This window comes from Saccharothrix deserti, from assembly GCF_009769385.1.
GTDB classification, from domain to species: Bacteria; Actinomycetota; Actinomycetes; order Mycobacteriales; family Pseudonocardiaceae; genus Actinosynnema; species Actinosynnema deserti.
In genome coordinates this window covers 1-18,246 of the sequence record NZ_VKAB01000021.1, presented here as the reverse complement: position 1 = coordinate 18,246, position 18,246 = coordinate 1, and the positions used below count along the sequence as shown (strand labels likewise).

The 18,246-nt window shown below is 70.7% G+C and carries 16 protein-coding genes; 10 read left to right on the top strand and 6 right to left on the bottom strand.

The window, feature by feature from the left end:
• Positions 1–96 precede the first annotated feature (96 nt).
• From FM051_RS29570 to FM051_RS29560, 3 genes are all read left to right on the top strand, one after another.
• Positions 97–864, top strand: coding sequence for a S1 family peptidase (locus FM051_RS29570; protein WP_158849056.1), 768 nt, complete (start codon positions 97–99; stop codon positions 862–864).
• Positions 865–1,026: 162 nt separating this feature from the next.
• Complete coding sequence (locus FM051_RS29565; protein ID WP_158849055.1) at positions 1,027–1,560, top strand: L,D-transpeptidase; 534 nt, start codon at positions 1,027–1,029, stop codon at positions 1,558–1,560.
• A gap of 58 nt (positions 1,561–1,618) precedes the next feature.
• The gene (locus tag FM051_RS29560) at positions 1,619–2,047 is read left to right on the top strand and encodes a L,D-transpeptidase (RefSeq protein ID WP_158849053.1); all 429 of its coding nucleotides are present in this window, start codon (positions 1,619–1,621) and stop codon (positions 2,045–2,047) included.
• 6 nt (positions 2,048–2,053) lie between these two features.
• Here FM051_RS29560 and FM051_RS29555 read toward each other — a convergent pair whose 3' ends face one another.
• The gene (locus tag FM051_RS29555; RefSeq protein WP_158849051.1) at positions 2,054–3,025 is read right to left on the bottom strand and encodes an NAD(P)/FAD-dependent oxidoreductase; all 972 of its coding nucleotides are present in this window, start codon (positions 3,023–3,025) and stop codon (positions 2,054–2,056) included.
• Between the two features lie 80 nt (positions 3,026–3,105).
• Between FM051_RS29555 and FM051_RS29550 the strand changes: the two genes are divergently transcribed.
• A complete protein-coding gene (locus FM051_RS29550) occupies positions 3,106–4,500 on the top strand; it encodes a class II fumarate hydratase (RefSeq protein ID WP_158849049.1) in 1,395 nt (464 codons plus the stop codon).
• A gap of 231 nt (positions 4,501–4,731) precedes the next feature.
• Here the strand turns inward: FM051_RS29550 and FM051_RS29545 are convergent, their stop codons facing one another.
• Positions 4,732–5,646: a DMT family transporter gene (locus FM051_RS29545; RefSeq protein ID WP_158849047.1), complete on the bottom strand. Its 915-nt coding sequence runs from the start codon at positions 5,644–5,646 to the stop codon at positions 4,732–4,734.
• A gap of 47 nt (positions 5,647–5,693) precedes the next feature.
• Here FM051_RS29545 and pdxR point away from each other — a divergent pair, with 47 nt between their 5' ends.
• The 5 genes from pdxR to FM051_RS29520 all read left to right on the top strand — a co-directional run bounded on the left by pdxR (position 5,694) and on the right by FM051_RS29520 (position 11,973).
• Entirely contained in the window at positions 5,694–7,064 is a 1,371-nt protein-coding gene (pdxR, locus tag FM051_RS29540) for a MocR-like pyridoxine biosynthesis transcription factor PdxR (protein ID WP_158849045.1), read from the top strand.
• Positions 7,065–7,118: 54 nt separating this feature from the next.
• Positions 7,119–8,660, top strand: coding sequence for an ATP-dependent DNA ligase (locus FM051_RS29535; protein WP_158849043.1), 1,542 nt, complete (start codon positions 7,119–7,121; stop codon positions 8,658–8,660).
• A gap of 104 nt (positions 8,661–8,764) precedes the next feature.
• Positions 8,765–10,204, top strand: coding sequence for a GuaB1 family IMP dehydrogenase-related protein (locus FM051_RS29530; RefSeq protein WP_158849041.1), 1,440 nt, complete (start codon positions 8,765–8,767; stop codon positions 10,202–10,204).
• A 51-nt stretch (positions 10,205–10,255) separates the two neighbouring features.
• Complete coding sequence (locus FM051_RS29525) at positions 10,256–11,209, top strand: ABC transporter ATP-binding protein (protein ID WP_158849039.1); 954 nt, start codon at positions 10,256–10,258, stop codon at positions 11,207–11,209.
• Positions 11,206–11,973, top strand: a complete 768-nt coding sequence (locus FM051_RS29520) for an ABC transporter permease (RefSeq protein ID WP_158849037.1) — start codon at positions 11,206–11,208, stop codon at positions 11,971–11,973. Before FM051_RS29525 ends, FM051_RS29520 begins: the two co-directional genes overlap by 4 nt.
• 16 nt (positions 11,974–11,989) lie before the next feature.
• Here the strand turns inward: FM051_RS29520 and FM051_RS29515 are convergent, their stop codons facing one another.
• The 4 genes from FM051_RS29515 to FM051_RS29500 all read right to left on the bottom strand — a co-directional run bounded on the left by FM051_RS29515 (position 11,990) and on the right by FM051_RS29500 (position 17,579).
• Positions 11,990–13,735 carry a substrate-binding domain-containing protein gene (locus FM051_RS29515; protein WP_158849035.1) on the bottom strand — a complete coding sequence of 582 codons (1,746 nt, stop codon included), beginning with the start codon at positions 13,733–13,735 and terminating at the stop codon, positions 11,990–11,992.
• A gap of 5 nt (positions 13,736–13,740) precedes the next feature.
• Positions 13,741–14,406 carry a TRADD-N-associated membrane domain-containing protein gene (locus tag FM051_RS29510; RefSeq protein ID WP_338019507.1) on the bottom strand — a complete coding sequence of 222 codons (666 nt, stop codon included), beginning with the start codon at positions 14,404–14,406 and terminating at the stop codon, positions 13,741–13,743.
• A 177-nt stretch (positions 14,407–14,583) separates the two neighbouring features.
• Complete coding sequence (locus FM051_RS29505) at positions 14,584–15,873, bottom strand: PhoH family protein (RefSeq protein WP_158849403.1); 1,290 nt, start codon at positions 15,871–15,873, stop codon at positions 14,584–14,586.
• Positions 15,874–16,340: 467 nt separating this feature from the next.
• On the bottom strand, positions 16,341–17,579 hold the full coding sequence (locus FM051_RS29500) for a DUF885 domain-containing protein (RefSeq protein ID WP_158849031.1): 1,239 nt from the start codon (positions 17,577–17,579) through the stop codon (positions 16,341–16,343).
• A gap of 346 nt (positions 17,580–17,925) precedes the next feature.
• Between FM051_RS29500 and FM051_RS29495 the strand changes: the two genes are divergently transcribed.
• The coding region (locus tag FM051_RS29495) for a hypothetical protein (RefSeq protein WP_158849029.1) at positions 17,926–18,246 on the top strand (321 nt) is incomplete at its 3' end.

Sequence of the window (18,246 nt, the reverse complement as noted above, 5' to 3'; positions counted from 1 at the left end):
CGTTACCGGCCGATCGGCTGTGGTGATCACTCGGCGTTCATCCCTAGTTTCCGATTCGTCCCCGAGCACCCTGCGCCGGGGACGGAGAGGACAGTGATGAAGGTTCGTACCCTGTTCACCGCCTTCGCGGTGGCGGTAGGAGCGGCTTTCGCCACGGCGGCCGGGGCGGCGGCGGCCCCGGCGACCGATGGCGAGGTCATCCCGTTCGTCGTGGGCGGCGGCAACGCCACGCAGACCTACTCGTTCATGGTGTCCCTGCAGAGCACCTCGGGTAGCCACTTCTGCGGCGGCTCGCTGATCAAGGCCAACTGGGTCGTCACGGCCAAGCACTGCGTGCAGGGCCGGTCGGCGTCGTCCATCCGGGCCCGCATCGGCTCGACCAGCCGCACCAGTGGCGGCACGGTCGCGTCCGGCGCGCAGATCGTGACCAACTCGTCCTACGACATCGCGCTGGTGCGCCTGGCCACCTCGGTGAGCCAGACGCCGATCGCGGTGGCGTCGACGTCCGGCGCGGTCGGCACCGCCACCCGCATCATCGGCTGGGGCCAGACCTGCGCGCCGCGCGGCTGCGGTGGCGCGCCGGTCACGTTGCAGGAGCTGAACACGTCCATCGTGTCGGACGGCAGCTGCACCGGGATCTACGGCACGTACGAGATCTGCACCAGCAACCCCGGTGGTAACGCGGGCGCCTGCTACGGCGACTCGGGCGGCCCGCAGATCAAGTCCGTGAACGGTGTGTGGCAGCTGATCGGCGCCACCAGCCGCGCGGGCAACAACAACTCCACCTGCGCGACCGGCCCGTCGATCTACATGGACGTGCCGGCGTTCCGCTCGTGGATCGGCCAGTACGCGGGCGCGGTCTAGACCGCTCGGTTCCCGTGGCGGAAGGGCCGTCCTGCCTTCGGGTGGGGCGGCCCTTCCGGTTTTCCGGCCTGCCCAATTCGTTACCCGTGGGGTGACAACCGGGGTCTTCGACACGGCGTCTCCAGGATCAGTACACAGCTTGATCTCTGGGGGGGATGCGCGATGCGCAGAACAGCCTTGGTGGTAATCGCTTTCCTGGCGACGGCGTGCGGGACGTCCGAGGCGTCCGGCCCGGCTTCGTCGCCGTCGTCCGAACCAGCTTCTTCTTCGGCGTCCGCGCCGCCCGTGGAAACCACGACCCCGGACCCGCAGCCCGCGCCGCCGCCCCCGCCGATGACGGTGCCCGGCACGCCGTGCGACCTCACCGAAGGCGCGTGCGTTCGGCTGTCCACCAAGGAAACGTGGCTGATCAGCGGCGGCGAGGTGAGCTACGGCCCGGTGCCGATCACGCACGGCCGGCCCGGCTACGAGACGCCCGTCGGCTACTTCCCCGTGCTGTGGAAGGTCCGGGACGACTGGAGCCGGGACTTCGGCGGTGAGATGCCGTTCTCGACGTACTTCACCAGCGGCGGCATCGCGTTCCACGAGGGCAGCCTCACCGTCAACTCGCACGGCTGCATCCACCTGTCACCCGATGCGGCGGCGCGTTACTTCGAAACCCTCCAGGTGGGCGACCAGGTTCAGGTGGTGGCGTAACCGAGCGTGTTGGATCACTCCCTCGACGGGGTAACCCAGGTGTCGAGGGAGTGATTCGATGATGAAGACGCTCGGCACCGCACTGGCCGCTTCGGCCTTGCTGTTCGGCCTAGCGGCACCCGCCAACGCTTCCACGGGCACGCCCTGTTCCATCCGGGACGGGGCGTGCTTGCAGTTGTCCACCAACCAGGCGTGGCTGATCTACCAGGGCAACGCCAGTTACGGCCCCGTCCCGGTGACGCACGGCCGGCCCGGCTACGAGACGCCGGTGGGCACGTTCTCCGTCCTGCGCAAGGTCCGCGACGACTGGAGCGTGCCGTACAACGCGCCCATGCCGTACTCGGTGTACTTCACCAGCAGCGGCATCGCGTTCCACGAGGGCAGCCTCGACACGTTGTCACACGGCTGCGTGCGCCTGTCGCACGACGCCGCGGTGACGTTCTTCGACAACCTGTTCGTGGGCGAGCAGGTCCAGGTCGTGCCTTGAGTTGCTTCAGCCCGCGTTGCTGGAGTGTCCGGGGAACAGGTGGGCCTCCGGGTTGAGCAGCACGGCGATGTTGTTGACCGCGGTGGCGGCCTCGCCGAACCCGGTGGCGATCAACTTCACCTTGCCGGGGTACTGGGCGACGTCGCCCGCCGCGTAGACGCGATCCCGGGCGGTGCGCATGGTGGTGTCCACCAGCACCGCCCGGTGGTCGAGTTCCAGGCCCCACGACTCGATCGGCCCCAGGTCGGCGGTGAAGCCGAGGGCCGCGACCACGGCCTGCGCGGGCAGCACCTTGCGGTCGCCGCCCTTGAGGCCCAGTTCCACCTCGGCCAGGTCCGGGTCGCCGCGCAGTTCCAGCACCTCGGCATCCGTGATGATCTCGACGCCCAGCTCGCGCACCTGCCGCACGGTCGGCGGGTGTGCGCGGAACGTCGCACGGCGGTGCACCAGGGTGACGCTGGACGCGATCGGGTGCAGCGCGAGCGCCCAGTCGAACGCCGAGTCGCCGCCGCCGACGACCACCACGTCCTGGCCGGTGTGCACGTTGAGCTTGGGCACGAAGTGCACCATGCCGCGGTCCAGCCAGCCGTCGCCCGCGGGCAGCGGACGCGGCCGGAACTCGCCGATACCGGCCGTGATCAGCACCGCGCCCGCGCGCACCACGCCGCCGTCGGCCAGCCCCACCTCCAGCCGACCGTCCACATCGGACAACGTGCGGGCCTGGCGGCCCAGCAGGTAGGTCGGCTTCCACTGGTCGGCCTGCTGCACGAGCGCGGTCACCAGCTCGCGCCCGCGCACCGCCGGGAACCCGGCCACGTCGAAGATCATCTTCTCCGGGTACATCGCGGTGATCTGGCCGCCCGCCTCGGGCAGCGCGTCGACCAGCGCGACCGACAGGTCCCGGAACCCCGCGTAGTACGCCGCGAAGAGCCCCGTCGGGCCCGCACCGACGATGAGCAGGTCGACCTCAAGCTCCATGCCTCGACCTTAGGTGTTCCAGCCCACTCTGTCCCACCCTTCTCGGGCCGAGCAGGGCAAGTCGGTCCAAACTCGGGTACATGGCTGAACAGGAGTACCGCGTCGAACACGACACCATGGGCGAGGTCAAGGTGCCGGTCGACGCGCTGTGGCGTGCGCAGACGCAGCGCGCGGTGGAGAACTTCCCGGTGTCCGGACGGGGTCTGGAGCGTGCCCAGATCCGCGCGCTCGGCCTGCTGAAGGCCGCGGCGGCGCGGGTGAACGAGCGGCTGGGGGTGCTGGAACCCGAAGTCGCGTCGGCCATCGCCGAAGCCGCCGACTCGGTGGCGGCGGGCGAGCACGACGCGCACTTCCCGGTCGACGTGTTCCAGACCGGGTCCGGCACGTCGTCGAACATGAACGCGAACGAGGTCATCGCCACCCTGGCCACCCGCGCGCTGGGCCGCGAAGTCCACCCGAACGACCACGTCAACGCCTCGCAGTCGTCCAACGACACGTTCCCGACCACGCTGCGGGTCGCGGCGACGGAGGCGGTGGCGCGTGACGTGATCCCGGCCCTCGAGCACCTGGTCTCGGTGTTGGACGCCCGTGCCGCCGACTGGACGTCGCTGGTGAAGTCGGGTCGCACGCACCTGATGGACGCCGTGCCGATCACCCTGGGCCAGGAGGTGGGCGCGTGGGCCACCCAGGTCCGGTACGGCATCGAGCGCCTGACGTCGTCGCTGCCGCGCCTGGCCGAGCTGCCGATCGGCGGCACCGCCGTCGGCAGCGGCCTGAACGCGCCGGCCGGCTTCGGCGCGGCCGTCTCCGCCGAGCTGGCCGCCGTCACCGGCCTACCCCTGACCGAAGCCCGCGACCACTTCGAGGCGCAGGCCACCCAAGACGGCGTGGTCGAGATCTCCGGCCAGCTCCGCGCCACCGCCGTCGGCCTCTACAAGATCGCGAACGACCTGCGCTGGCTGGGTTCCGGCCCCCGCACCGGCCTGGGCGAGCTGGCCTTGCCCGACCTCCAACCAGGCTCGTCGATCATGCCCGGCAAGGTCAACCCGGTCATCTCCGAGGCCACGATGATGGTGGTCGCGCAGGTGATCGGCAACGACGCGGCGGTGGCGTTCGCCGGCTCCCAGGGCAACTTCCAGCTCAACGTGATGCTGCCCGTAATCGCCCGCAACGTCCTCGAATCCTCCCGGCTCCTGGCCGCCGTCGCGCGCCTGCTCGCCGACAAGGTCCTGATCGGCACCGCACCGCAGGTGGACCGGATGCGCGAGTACGCCGAGTCGTCGCCGTCGATCGTCACCCCCCTGAACCGCTACCTGGGCTACGAAGAGGCGGCCTCGATCGCGAAGCAGTCCCTGAAGGAACGCAAAACCATCCGCGAGGTGGTCCTGGAGCGCGGCCACGTCCCCACCAAGCTGACCGAGTCCCAACTGGACGAGGCCCTGGACGTCCTCCGCATGGCCAACGGCGGCCGCTGACCCGAGAGTCGAACCCTCAGACCCCGAGAGTCGAACACTCAGACCCCATGAGTTCAACGCTCAGAACACGCGTGCCCCGACCTGAGCGTTGAACTCGCCCTACCTGAGTGTTCGACTCTCGGCACCCGAACGTTCGACTCTCGCGTGTGTCCTACGTTCGCGGCGGGTGTGTCCTACGTTCAGAGCGCGAGAGTCCTACGTTCAGGATGCGTGTGTCCAGGACCCCCGAATTCAACGTTCGGAACGCGCGAGCTGGGCATTCGGGTCGGCCTGGGGCGGACGGTCGGTGACGGCCGTCCGGCCCCGCAACCCGATCACGCACCCCAAGGCCACCGCCACCGCGCCCACCACCGCCACCGCCGTCAGCTCCTGCGCACCCAGAGCGACGGAAGCCACCAACCCCGCCACCGGCATCAGCCCGATCAGCACCCCGGCCCGGTCCGCACCCAACTGCGCCACCGCGAAGTACCAGAGCCCGAACGCCACCGCCGTCAGCACGAACCCGAGCACCACCAGCGCCGTGCCCTCACGCACCGAAGGCACCTGCCACCCGCCGAACACCGTCCCCAGCACCCCACCGGCCACGGCCGCGGTGAAGCAGCACCACGTCGCCACCGCCGCACCACCCAGCCGCCGCACCACACCCACCGCGAACAGCGTGAACGACACCTCGCCCGCCATCGTCAACAGCGCCAGCAGCAGCCCCGGCCCGTGCCACGACCCGCCGCCGGACAGCACCACCACCCCGCCGACCACGACCACCGCGCCCACCACCGCGAACACGGCCGGCTTCCGCCCCGCCACCAACGGCGCGACCAGCGCCAACACCAACGGGCTCGCCCCGAGCACGGCCGCGACGAACCCCGGCTCGGCGTACCGCTGCGCGTACAGCACGCACGCGTTGAACCCGAGCATCCCGGTCGTCACCAGCCCGAGCAGCGCCGGCCAGTCCCGCCGCCCCGGCACCGGCAGCCGCCCGCCACGCAGGCAGATCCACCCGAGCAGCGCGATCCCACCCAACGCGTACCGCATCGCCTGCCCCGTGAGCAGCGGATACGCCTGGAGCATACCGGTCACCGGTACGGACGCGCCCACGATCGCCGAGGCCAGGGCGCCCGACGCGATCGCGGTTCTGGTGGATCTCATGACGAGGACTATCACCGACCAGTGGTCCAGGTTTAAGCTCCACTTCGATGCCCACCAACTGGACCACTTACCGCGAACTCCTCCTCCCCGCCCCGAACGGCCGGCGCGCGGTGGAGTCCGAGCTGCGCCGCGCGGTGCGGGACGGACGGCTCGCGCCGGGCACCCGCCTGCCGTCCAGCCGCGACCTGGCGGCCCAGCTCGGCGTCGCCCGCGGCACCGTCACGTCCGCGTACGCGCAGCTCATCGGCGAGGGCTACCTGACCGCACGGCACGGCTCGGGCACCACCGTGACGGCCGCCGTCACCTGGCCCGCCACGTCCACCGCCGGCCCCGAACCCGCCCCGAGGTTCCGGTACGACCTGCGGCCGGGCGTGCCCGCGTTGAGCGCCTTCCCACGCGAGGAGTGGTTGCAGGCGCAGAAATCCGCGTTGGCGGACCTGTCCACCGACGACCTCGGCTACCCCGACCCGGCCGGTTTCGGCCCGTTGCGCCGTGAGCTGGCGGACTACCTCGGCCGGGTGCGCGCCGTCGCCGCCCGACCGTCCGAAGTGGTCATCACGAACGGTGCGGCGGAAGGGATTTCGTTGCTGGGCCGGGTGTTGCACGCGGCCGGGCACCGGAGTGTGGCGGTCGAGGAGCCGAGCCACTTCGGCGGTGCGGAGATGCTGACTTCACACGGTCTCACCATCTGCCCGATTCCCGTTGACGACCGAGGACTTCGCGTCGACGTACTGTCCACAACAGACTGTCGCGCGGTCGTCGTCACGGCGGCGCACCAGTTCCCGTTGGGCGTCGTGCTGCACCCGACGCGTCGCCGCGCCCTGTTGGACTGGGCACGCGCGTGCGACGGGTTGATCGTGGAAGACGACTACGACGCCGAGCACCGCTACGACCGGCCGGCTCTGGGGGCGATGCAGGCGCTCGACCCGACGCACGTGGCGTACCAGGGCAGTACGAGCAAGGTCCTGGCGCCCGCGTTGCGGCTGGGTTGGCTGGTGCTGCCGCCCGCGTTGCGCGATGTCGTCGTGGACCGCAAACGTCTGGACGACCTCGGCACCGGGACGTTGCACCAGGCCGCGTTCGCCCGACTGCTCAGCACCGGCGGGTACGACCGGCACCTGCGCCGCACCCGTCAGCTGTACCGGGCCCGACGGGACGCGTTGCTGGACGAGCTGCGCAACGTCCTGCCGGACTGGGAGCCGATCGGGGTCGCGGCGGGTCTGCACGTCGTCCTGCGGCTGCCCGAGGGCACCGACGACGTGGCGTTGCAGGACCGGCTGGCCCGGCGTGGCGTCAACGCCCTGGCGCTGGCCGGCTACGCCCGGACGCCGACGTTCCCCGGACTGGTCATCGGGTACGCGGCGCTGACGCCGGACCGGCTCCGGGAGGCCGTCCGGGAGCTGCGCGCGGCCGTCTGAACCAGTTTTTGCCTGAGCCGATTTTTGTCGGTGGTCGGGTGCACCATGGTCGACGTGTTGTTCACCGAAGTCGTCGAGACGTCCGCCGCGGTGACGGCGACGCGCTCCCGCCTGGCCAAGGTCGCCGCCCTGGCCGAGCTGGTGCGCCGGATGAACACGCCCGCGGTGGTGTCGTTCCTGGTCGGCGCGCCCAGCCAGGGTCGGATCGGCGCGGGCTGGCGCACCGTGTTCGACCTGGCGGTTCCGCCGGCCTCGTCGCCTTCGCTCACGGTGTCGGACGTGGACGAGGCGTTGGGCGAGTTCGCCTCGATCAACGGCAAGGGTTCGAACGCGCGGCGTGCGGCGTTGCTGACCGACCTGTTCGGCAGAGCAACGGCGGCCGAACAGGACTTCCTGCGTCGGCTGCTGACCGGGGAACTGCGCCAAGGCGCTCTCGAAGGGGTGATGTTGGACGCGATAGCGCGTGCGGCCGACGTGCCCGGTGAGGTGGTGCGGCGGGCGTTCATGCTGTCGGGGAAGCTGCCCGAGACCGCGATGGCCGCGATGACCGGCGAGGAGGCCCTGGCGCGGTTCCGGCTCGAAGTCGGCCGCCCGGTGCGGCCGATGCTCGCCTCGCCGGCGGAGTCGCTGCCCGAGGCGCTGGCCGAGCTGGGGTCGTGCGTGGTGGAGCACAAGCTGGACGGCGCGCGCATCCAGGTGCACCGCTCCGGTGACGAGGTCCGGATCTTCACCCGGACGTTGCGCGAGATCACCGGAACGGTGCCCGAACTGGTGGAGCTGGTGCGCGGCCTGCCGTGCCAGTCGGTGGTGCTGGACGGCGAGACGCTGGCGTTGAACGACGACGGCAAGCCCAGACCGTTCCAGGAAACGATGAGCAGGTTCGGCGCTCTGCTCGATGCCGCCTCCGCTGGGAAACGCACGTCGGCGGGAGACGTCCGAGAGCTGCTCCTCAGCCCGTTCTTCTTCGACTGCCTGCACCTGGACGGGGTGGACCTGCTGGACGAGCCGCTGCGGGCGCGGCTGGACGCGTTGCGCGGCGTGGCGGGCCGGCACGTCATCCCAGGAGCGGTCTCACCGACGGAGGACCAGGCGGCCCAGGTCCTGGACGAGGCGCTGGCGGCCGGTCACGAAGGCGTGATGGTGAAGTCGCTGGAGTCGGTGTACGCGGCGGGCCGGCGTGGGCGGGCGTGGCAGAAGGTGAAGCCGGTGCACACGCTCGACCTGGTGGTGCTGGGCGTCGAGTGGGGCAGCGGTCGGCGCAAGGGGCTGCTGTCGAACCTCCACCTCGGCGCACGCGATCCGGACGGCGGGCCGCCGATCATGGTCGGCAAGACGTTCAAGGGCCTGACCGACGAGTTGCTGGCGTGGCAGACGCGGGAGCTGATGGCGATCGCGACGGAGAAGACCGACTGGGCGGTGGTGGTCAGACCCGAAATGGTGATCGAGATCGAGCTGGACGGCGTGCAGATCAGCCCCCGGTACCCCGGCGGGGTGGCGCTGCGGTTCGCCCGCGTGCTCCGGTACCGGCCGGACAAGGACGCGGGCGAGGCGGACACGATCGACGCCGTGCGCGCGCTCCTGCCGAAGCCGCAGTAGTGCGGCCTTGGAGGAACCCACAACCCCAGACCCCGTAGCGACCACCCCCTATGGTGCGCACAACCAGGGCGAATTCGCCCTGACGCGGGTATCGTCAAGGTCTCGTGCGGTTCATCGAAGGGCATAGGCCCAGCTACGACCTGACCTACGACGACGTCTTCCTCGTGCCCGGCCGATCGGCCGTCGAGTCGAGGTTCGGCGTCGACCTGTCGACCTCCGACGGCACGGGGGCGACGATCCCGATCGTGGTCGCGAACATGACCGCGGTGGCGGGACGACGGATGGCGGAAACCGTGGCGCGCCGCGGTGGACTGGTGGTGCTCCCCCAGGACGTGGCGCCGCAAGCGGTTGCGGAGATCGTCCAGTGGGTCAAGACCCGGCACCCCGTGTGGGACACCCCGCTGACGCTCCACTCCGGCGATTCGGTCGCCGACGCCGTCAACCTGCTGCACAAGCGGGCGCACGGCGCGGTGGTCGTGATCGACGACGACGGCCGGCCGACCGGCGTCGTGGACGAGGCGGCGTGCGCGGGCGTCGACCGGTTCACCCGGTTGCACGACGTAGCCGACGAGCGCATCGTCACACTGCCGCTGGACACCGCTCCGCGTGAAGTCTTCGAACGGCTGCACGGCGGCACCCAGCGGGTCGCGCTCGGCGTCGACGCCGAAGGCCGCCTCAAGGGCGTGATGACCAGCCTGGGCGCGCTGCGGGCCGGGGTGTACCAGCCCGCCCTCGACAACGCGGGCAAGCTCCGCGTAGCCGCCGCGATCGGCGTGAACGGCGACGTCACCGCCAAGGCCGAGGAACTCCTCCAGGCAGGCGTCGACGCCCTCGTCGTGGACACCGCCCACGGCCACCAGGAGAAGATGCTCTCCGCGCTCAAGGCCGTCCGCGAGGCCGGCCCGACGGTCCCGGTCGTCGCCGGCAACGTCGTCACCGCCGAAGGCGTCCGCGACCTGGTCGAAGCCGGCGCGGACATCGTCAAGGTCGGCGTCGGCCCCGGCGCGATGTGCACCACCCGGATGATGACCGGCGTCGGCCGCCCGCAGTTCTCCGCCGTCGCCGAGTGCGCCGAGGAGGCCCGCAGGCTCGGCAAGCACGTCTGGGCCGACGGCGGCGTCCGACACCCGCGCGACGTGGCCCTCGCCCTGGCCGCGGGCGCCGCGAGCGTCATGGTCGGCTCCTGGTTCGCGGGCACCTACGAGTCGCCCGGCGACCTCCAGCGCGACGAGCAGGGCCGGCTCTTCAAGGAGTCCTTCGGCATGGCGTCCAAGCGGGCCGTCTCCGCGCGCACCCGCACGGACAACGCGTTCGACCGCGCCAAGAAGGGCCTGTTCGAGGAGGGCATCTCCACCTCGCGCATGCGGCTGGACCCGATCCGCCCCGGCGTCGAGGACCTGCTCGACTCCATCACCGCGGGCGTCCGGAGCGCCTGCACCTACGCCGGCGCCCAGACGCTGGAGGAGTTCCACGCCAAGGCCACCCTCGGCATCCAGAGCGCCGCCGGGTTCGCCGAGGGCCGTCCGCTTCCCTCGGGCTGGTGAAGCGGCCCGACCGCCGAGCCACCGCCACCACACGTGATTAGGCTGGCCAAGGTGGACGAAGCCGTAGTGGTCACGGACTTGGTGAAGGTCTACAAGAGCGGCCGGAAACCGGCCGTGGACGGGCTGGGCTTCACGGTCCGTCGAGGTGAGGTGTTCGGCCTGCTCGGCCCGAACGGGGCGGGCAAGACGACCACCGTGGGGGTGCTGACCACCAGGGTCCGGCCGACGTCCGGCACGGCCCTGGTGGAGGGCGTCGACGTGGTCGCGGACTCGCAGCGGGCACGGCAGCTGCTCGCCGTCGTCCCGCAGCGCAACAACCTCGACCGGGCGCTGAACGTCCGGCACAACCTGCTGTTCCACGCCGCCTACCACGGCATCGGCCGCGCGGAACGGGTCCGGATGGCCGACGAGGTCCTGGAGCGGATGGGGCTCAAGGACCACGCGACGAGCCTCGTGGACACGCTCTCCGGCGGCCAGGCGCAGCGGCTCATGATCGCGCGCGCCCTGATGCACCGGCCGAAGGTGCTGTTCCTGGACGAGCCGTCGACCGGTCTCGACCCGCAGGCCCGGCTGTTCGTGCACGACCGGGTGGCCGCGCTGCACGCGGACGGCGTCACGGTCGTGCTCACCACGCACGACATGGACGAGGCGCACAAGCTGTGCGACCGGGTCGGCATCGTCGACCACGGCAAGCTGCTCGCCCTCGACTCCCCCGCCGAGCTGACCAAGACCCTGCCGGGCAGCACCACGCTCAGCGTCACCGTCACCCTCGACGGCGAAGGCCCCGAACCGGTCAACGAGGTGCTGACCGAGGTCGAGGGCGTGCAGCGGGTGGAGAACGTGCAGGACATGTTCCGCCTCTACACCGACGTCGCGCCCGCCGTGGCGCTGCCCGAGGTGCTGCGGACCCTCGAACGGCTCGGCACACCGGTCACCGACCTGTCCATCGGCACGCCGAGCCTGGAAGACGTCTTCATCCACCTGACCGGCCGGGAGCTGCGATGACCTCGGTGCGCACGTTCAACGCCATCCTGTGGCGGGACATCTTCGTCACCGGTCGGGAGCTGCCGAGCTTCCTCGCGCAGGTGATCATCCAGCCGTTCTTCATCCTGTTCATCTTCGCCAAGGTGCTCGGCGACATCGGGTTCGTGCAGGACGATTTCGCCGCCGTGCTGCTGCCCGGCATCGTGGCGATGAACGGGTTCCTCGGCGCGCTGCAGAACACCACGTTGCCGCTGGTGCTGGACTTCTCGTGGACGCGCGAGATCGAGGACCGGCTGCTGGCGCCCATCCCGATCCCGCTGGTCGCGGTGGAGAAGATGGTGTTCGGCGCGTTGCGCGGCCTGCTCGCCGCGGTGCTGATGGTCCCGATCGGGTTCGTCATGCTGGACATCACCTGGCCCGCGTCGGGGCTGCCGGTCGCGTTGCTCGTGGTCGTCCTGGGCTCGCTGGCGGGTGCGGCGGTGGGCATGGTCATCGGCACGTCGGTCTCGCCGCGGCACATCACCGTGATGTTCGCGGTGATCCTGACGCCGCTGCTGTTCACCGGTTCGGCGCAGTTCCCGTGGCCCGCGCTGGACAGCCTGCGCTGGTTCCAGGTGCTGTGCGCGCTCAACCCGCTCACCTACGTCAGCGAGGGGATGCGGGCGGTGCTCGTGCCGAACGTCGAGCACATCCCGCTGTGGGTGTGTTTCCTGGTGCTGATCGCCTCGATCCTGGGCTTCGGCGCGCTGGGCATGCGCGGCTTCATGAGACGAGCGCTGGACTAGAACCCGCGCCCGCGCCCTAGAAATTCGACAGCACGTCGGCCATGACCTGTTGGATCCTGGCCGCGTCGGTGGAGTCGTAGTAGCCGCCGCGCGCGGCCGTGGAGATCTTCTCCAGCGCGTCGCGGTCGGCCTCGTCGCCGTACGCGATGGAGAACACCCGCACCGGACGGTCCCGGTCGCCCGAACGCAGGCTGTCCTCCAGCGACGGCAGGCCGTCCGAGCGCGGTTCCTGTCGCCCGTCCGACAGCAGCACCACCGCGTTGATGCGGGTCGGGTCGTAGCGGTCGCGCACGTCCGCCACGGCGGCCCGCGTCGACTCGTACAGCTCGGTCGCCCCGGTCGGCTGGAGCCCTTCCACCTCACGTCCGAACTCGTCGCGCACCACGCCAACCGGCCCGGCGGCGACCCGTTCCCGCCAGGGCCGCGGATCGGTGCCCAACGGACTGCTGAACTCCCACAACGCCAGCGTGTCGTCCTCGGTGAGCTGCTCGGGCACGAGCATGGCGGCGTCCTTGGCGAGCGCCAGCCGGGACCGGCCGACGCCATCGACGTTCTCCTCCATCGACCGGGACACGTCCACGACGAGCAGCACGTTGGCCCGCTTGCGGTTGCGCTGCCACAGGTTCCGCACGCCCTGCGCCACTTCGAAGGCGGGCGTGCGGACCAGCCGGAACGACGGGCTGGCGGGCGTGCCGTTCTCGACCGCGTGCCGCTTTCCGGGATTGCCCTCGCCGTCCCGGAAACCTTCCTCGGTGAACAGGTCCTTCTGTTCCTGCACGTACTTCAGGAAGTCCTCGGCGGCCCGCTTCTTCTCGTCGGTGACCCACTCGGCGTCGACGACGATCGCGGGGTTGTCCGACACGGTCGTGCCGTCGGTCGGGAACACCGCGGCCAGCTTCACCTTGGGCGGCGTGGTCTTGACGGGCGGGTCGCCGACCAGGATGCCCTGGTTGTAGTCGAGGACGACCTTCTCCTCCAACGCCACCGCGCTGACGTACTCCAGCGCCCGCCCCTCCTGGTCCGCGGCGTACAGGTTGCGGACGAACACCGAGGAGTGCTTGCCGTAGTGCACGGCGCTGCTCTCCAACGCCCGCAGCCCGCTCGCGACCTCCGGGGCGTCCAGCGCGGGCAGCGTCAGCGCCTCGTTCGAGCCGGACAGCGCGGTCGCGGTGGCGATGGTGGCGAGCAGGCCGGTGGTGGAGAACGTCGGGTTCGTCTTGCCGATCTTGAACGCGCCCCACGGCTCGCCGCGCGAGCCCCAGCCGTTCGGGTCCTGCGCCAACGCCAGCATGTCCCGCCACCCGATGGCACCCTCCGGCCAGCCCAGTTCGCGGGCCATCGGCTCCGGCATGGCGATCACGATCGGCGACGTGGCCAGCGTCGGCGGGTTCTCCGGCACCGACCGCACCCGGCCCGGCCTGGTCGCGATCGCCGTGCGCACGCTGTCGACCCAGTACCGCGACGACGGGCTCCAGATGTCCGGCTTCGCGTTCGGGTCGGCGCCGGGTGCGTCGGACAGCACGTCCACCGAGCCCTGCGAGGAGTACACGGACACGGCGACGTCGACGCACTTGCCGTCGGTCTTGCGGTCGGACTCCTTGTAGCGGCGGGAGATCTCCTGGAGCACCGGCGCCTTCTCGTCCGACGACCACATGCCCAGCTTCAGGCAGCCGTCGTCGGCCGGGCTCTCGGACGGCCCGCTCAGGAAGATGACGCCCAGCAGGATCGACACCACGGCCACCGCGCCGAGCACGATCGGCATCCGGTTCACTGCACTGCCTCCGTCGTCGTGGGCGCCGGCACTTCGCCGCCGAGCAGCCAGCGGCCGATGTCGGCCAGGAACGCTTCCCGCGTCGCCACGTCCGCGATGTCGGCGGCGACGGCGAGCGCGGCTCGGGCGCGCACCACCCGGTCGGCCTCGGACTGCGCCCGGTCGAGCATGGCGGCGGTGCGGGCGCGGGTCGCCCTGGTCTCGGCGAAGAACAGCGCCGCCATCGCCTCGCACACCACGCCGCTGATCACGCCCGCGAGCGCCACGTCCCGGTCCACCGCGAGCAGCCACACCAACGACCCGATGACGACCAGGAACCCGACCGCGGCGGCGGCCATGCCGACCCGGAAGCTGGTGGCGCTCTGCCGCAACGCGGCTTCGGAGTTGCGCAGGTACAGGTCGAGTTGGGTGCGCGCGGTCTCGGTGGCGTGCTGCTCCCACTTGGCGAGCTGCGGCGGCGCGGTGCTGCCCGGCGCGGCGTCGAGGAGCTGCTTGGTGGCCTGCACGTCCTCGGCGGCCAACTGCTGGCGGTCCTTCGACCGGCTGGCCTGCGCGCGGACCGCGAGCCCGGCGGCGACCACGGCGGCGGCGATACCGATGCCGAGGGCGCCGTAACCCAGTGCGTACTGCGCCGAAAATCCCCCGACGGCGGCCTGCGGCATCGTCAACACAAGGGCGAGCGTACCGACGCCGAACCTCCCGACCGGCACGAATGGAAAAGGCTTAACACCAGGGAAAGGGGAGCTTTCCGCCCGGGAAAGCCCCCCTTTCGACTGTGTTGGACGGCCGCTGCTCCGCAGACGGCGGGCGAGGTCACCCGGGAAGTCGCGACCTCACCGTCAGGAGGCGTAGTCCTCCAGCATCTCGGTCACCAGTGCGGCGATCGGAGAACGCTCCGACCGCGTCAACGTCATGTGCGCGAACAGCGGGTGCCCCTTCAGCTTCTCGATGACGGCCGCCACCCCGTCGTGCCGGCCGACGCGCAGGTTGTCGCGCTGCGCCACGTCGTGGGTCAGCACCACCCGCGAGTTGGAGCCCAGCCGCGACAGCACGGTGAGCAGCACGTTCCGCTCCAACGACTGCGCCTCGTCCACGATCACGAACGAGTCGTGCAGCGACCGGCCCCGGATGTGGGTCAGCGGCATGACCTCCAGCATGCCGCGGTCCATGATCTCCTCGACCACGTCCTGGCTGACCAGCGCGCCGAGGGTGTCGAACACCGCCTGCGCCCACGGCTGCATCTTCTCGCTCTCGGAACCGGGCAGGTATCCCAACTCCTGCCCGCCTACTGCATACAGTGGACGAAAAACCACGACCTTGCGGTGCTGGCGGCGTTCCATGACCGCCTCCAGGCCCGCGCACAGCGCGAGCGCCGACTTGCCGGTGCCGGCCCGTCCGCCCAGCGAGACGATGCCGACCTCGGTGTCGAGCAGCAGGTCCAGCGCCACGCGCTGCTCGGCCGACCGGCCGTGCAGCCCGAACGCCTCGCGGTCGCCCCGCACCAGCCGGATCTGCTTGTCCGGCGTCACCCGGCCCAACGCGCTCGACGTGCCCGCCAGCAGGCGCAACCCGCTGTGGCACGGCAGCTCGGCGATGTGACCGAGGTCGAACAGCGTCGGGTCGATCACGCTCTCGCGGTACAGCGCGTCCACCACGGACTGGTCCACGTCCACGTCGGACATCCCGGAATACCCCGACAACGTGACGTCGTGGGCCCGGTACTCCTCGGCGGCGAGACCGACCGCGCCCGCCTTGACGCGCAGCGGCATGTCCTTGGTGACCAGCGTGACGACGTTGCCCTCGGCCGCGAGGTTGAGCGCGCAGGCCAGTATCCGGGCGTCGTTGGAGTCCGTGCGGAAACCCGCGGGCAGCACCTCCGGATCGGAGTGGTTGAGCTCGACGCGCAGCGTGCCACCGTGGTCGCCGATCGGCACCGGGTTGTCCAGCCGACCGTGCTGGAGCCGCAAGTCGTCGAGCAGGCGCAACGCCTCCCTGGCGAACCAACCCAGTTCCGGGTGGTGCCGCTTGCCCTCCAGCTCGCTGATCACCACGAGCGGCAGCACGACCTCGTGCTCCGCGAACCGCGTGGTGGCCAGGGGGTCGGAGAGCAGCACGGACGTGTCCACCACGTACGTGTTGGTCGTCGGCGCGCCACGGCGCCGGGACGTGCTGCGCGATGAGCCTGAGGAACGGCTCGCGGGTCGTCGTGCGTTCACGGCAACTCCCTCACGAACGCGGCACCCGCGTCCGCTCCTCGCTGGGCCAGGCACCACCCCGATCGACCGGTACGCCCCACTAGCTCAGGCGTACCGACCACGAGGGCCGGGTGCCGGTCCCCTCGCGCTCATCACAGCCACGATCAGGGCCTCCCTGCGCGGTCCGCAGTGGACGCGTCCCGCCAACCGGAAGTTACCTCCGCAGGTCCCTCTTGTGCAGGCAGCCACACAGGTGATTCGTCAACTCGTCACTTCGTCGCAAAACGTCGGAAAGATGGCCACATCGGGTGCCCACGGGCGACCACGAGCCGTCCCATCGGCGCAACAAGCCCTCGTCCACGCAGATCAGAGCCGGTGCCGCCGGGCGTGGACCAGGCCGGTCACAGAGCGTCGCGGGGCAACCAGGGCACCCCCGCCTCGACCTCCTCCGCCAACGCCGCCGGCGTCAACGGCTCGTCGAGAAGTCGTACATAACGGTCACTCAAGGTGTCCGTGGGCTCACGCAGGTCGAGCCAGGCGCGGACCAGCCGCACGCCCTCCACGTACGTCGTCGTGTACGCCCGCCACAGAGGGTCACCGAGGAAGCGCAGCATGTGGCGGGCGCGGCGCTCGGGAACGAGCAGCCAACGGCACAGGAAGTCGACCACGTCGTCCGGGTGGGCACGCCGGTCGTGCAGCATCAGGGCCGCGTCCTGGCGCACCGTGAGCAGCCCGGACAGCGCGCTCTCGACCCGTTCGGCCAGCTCGCCGTCCATCCGCAGGCCCAGGTCGGCCACGATGTCCTGGGCCCACCGGCCCCACCCCGGACCGACCACGGCGTGCAGCCCGAGTTCGGCCATGCCCTCCGCCATCAGGCACTGCGGCGAGTTGATCAGGAACAGCGACTGCTCGGCGTGCCCGCGCTTGCCGACCAGGCCCACCTCCTTGCGGCAGTGCTCGGTGTGGTGGCCGGGGTAGGACTCGTGCGCGACCAGGTGCGGCAGGTTCGACATCCGGTGGCCCAGGTCGGCGTTGACCGCCACCCGCGACCGGAAGTCGCCCAGGTAGTAGTTGAACCCGCTCCACGGCTTGTCGGTGACGATCTCGTACTCCACGAGTTCGTGCGCGGGCAGCTCGAACCGCTGCCGGACGCGGTCGCGCAGCGCGCTGGACAGGGCGTGCACGGTGGCCTTGAGCCGACGCGGCGGCACCTCGTCCCGGGCGCGGTGGTCGGCCAGCCGTTGCGCCAGCGTGCCTGGTCCCGGCAGCAACTCGTCCACCAGGGCGTGCGCCCGGCGGTAGGTGTCGGGGTGGCCGGGGCGGATGTCGACCTGGAAGTACGACCGGACCTCGTCCACGAATCCGATCCGCACCCCGGCGAGCTTGCGCGCGGTGGTCTCGGCGGCGACCAGGTGGGCGTCCAGGAACCGTTTGCGCTCCGGCTCCAGGTCGACTCCGCGCAGCTCTCGACGTAGCAGCGCGGCCCGTTCGGCCAGCGCCGCCGGGTGCTGCCTCGGCTCGTTGTCCACCGCGCGGCGCAGCGCCCGGTCGCCGGTGAACGAGTCGACCAGACCGGGGTGCAGGCGGTCGAGCCGCAGCCCGAGCACCAGGTACTCGCGCACCACCCCGCCGGCGTCCACAGGACGGAAAGCCTACGTCACCCGTCCGGGCTACCGGTCGCACGCCGCGACCAAACCGGAAAAAGAAAAGATCACACGATCGTAGGTCATCGCTTATTGGTCGGAGCGCGGGTTGGGTATGTTTCGCGCCGAACGGGAGGATCCCGTTCGGTGCGACGAAGCGCATTCTAAGGAGAGAAGCTCGTGCCGATGCAGGCGCAGCGACGACTCCCATCGCCACGAGCCTCGTGATGGTGGCCTCGCCCGCGTTCACCGACGATATCGACGTCGCCGGCCAGTGCGGCCGGGGGAACGCCGACGACGCAGCCAGCCCTTGCTTCATCGAACACACTAAGGAGTCAGTTTCATGTTGAAGAAGATTGGCGCAGCTTCCGCCATCACCGTGGCGATGCTGCTGTCCGCGTCGCCCGCCTACGCCCAAGACATCAACATTCTCCCGATTGACATCGAGGACAGCAACGTCAACCTCTGCCACAACGACATCGTCGCCTCCGTCGCCGCCATCACTATCCCGCTCTTGGGCGCCCCCGAGGCCGAGAACACCGGGGGCGGCGACTGCGTGGTCTGGGAGGACGTGAACGTCATCGTGGACGGGGACGATGACGAGCACGGCCACGGCCACCACGGCCACAAGCCGCACGGCCACGGCCACGACGGCCACAAGCCG

What these genes read in the sequence shown, in the direction of transcription:
- FM051_RS29515 (WP_158849035.1), bottom strand. Translation starts at nt 13,735, where the DNA reads ATGCCGATCGTGCTCGGCGCGGTGGCCGTGGTGTCGATCCTGCTGGGC.
- FM051_RS29555 (WP_158849051.1), bottom strand. Translation starts at nt 3,025, where the DNA reads ATGGAGCTTGAGGTCGACCTGCTCATCGTCGGTGCGGGCCCGACGGGG.
- FM051_RS29520 (WP_158849037.1), top strand. Translation starts at nt 11,206, where the DNA reads ATGACCTCGGTGCGCACGTTCAACGCCATCCTGTGGCGGGACATCTTC.
- pdxR (WP_158849045.1), top strand. Translation starts at nt 5,694, where the DNA reads ATGCCCACCAACTGGACCACTTACCGCGAACTCCTCCTCCCCGCCCCG.
- FM051_RS29550 (WP_158849049.1), top strand. Translation starts at nt 3,106, where the DNA reads ATGGCTGAACAGGAGTACCGCGTCGAACACGACACCATGGGCGAGGTC.
- FM051_RS29565 (WP_158849055.1), top strand. Translation starts at nt 1,027, where the DNA reads ATGCGCAGAACAGCCTTGGTGGTAATCGCTTTCCTGGCGACGGCGTGC.
- FM051_RS29570 (WP_158849056.1), top strand. Translation starts at nt 97, where the DNA reads ATGAAGGTTCGTACCCTGTTCACCGCCTTCGCGGTGGCGGTAGGAGCG.
- FM051_RS29560 (WP_158849053.1), top strand. Translation starts at nt 1,619, where the DNA reads ATGATGAAGACGCTCGGCACCGCACTGGCCGCTTCGGCCTTGCTGTTC.
- FM051_RS29510 (WP_338019507.1), bottom strand. Translation starts at nt 14,406, where the DNA reads ATGCCGCAGGCCGCCGTCGGGGGATTTTCGGCGCAGTACGCACTGGGT.
- FM051_RS29545 (WP_158849047.1), bottom strand. Translation starts at nt 5,646, where the DNA reads ATGAGATCCACCAGAACCGCGATCGCGTCGGGCGCCCTGGCCTCGGCG.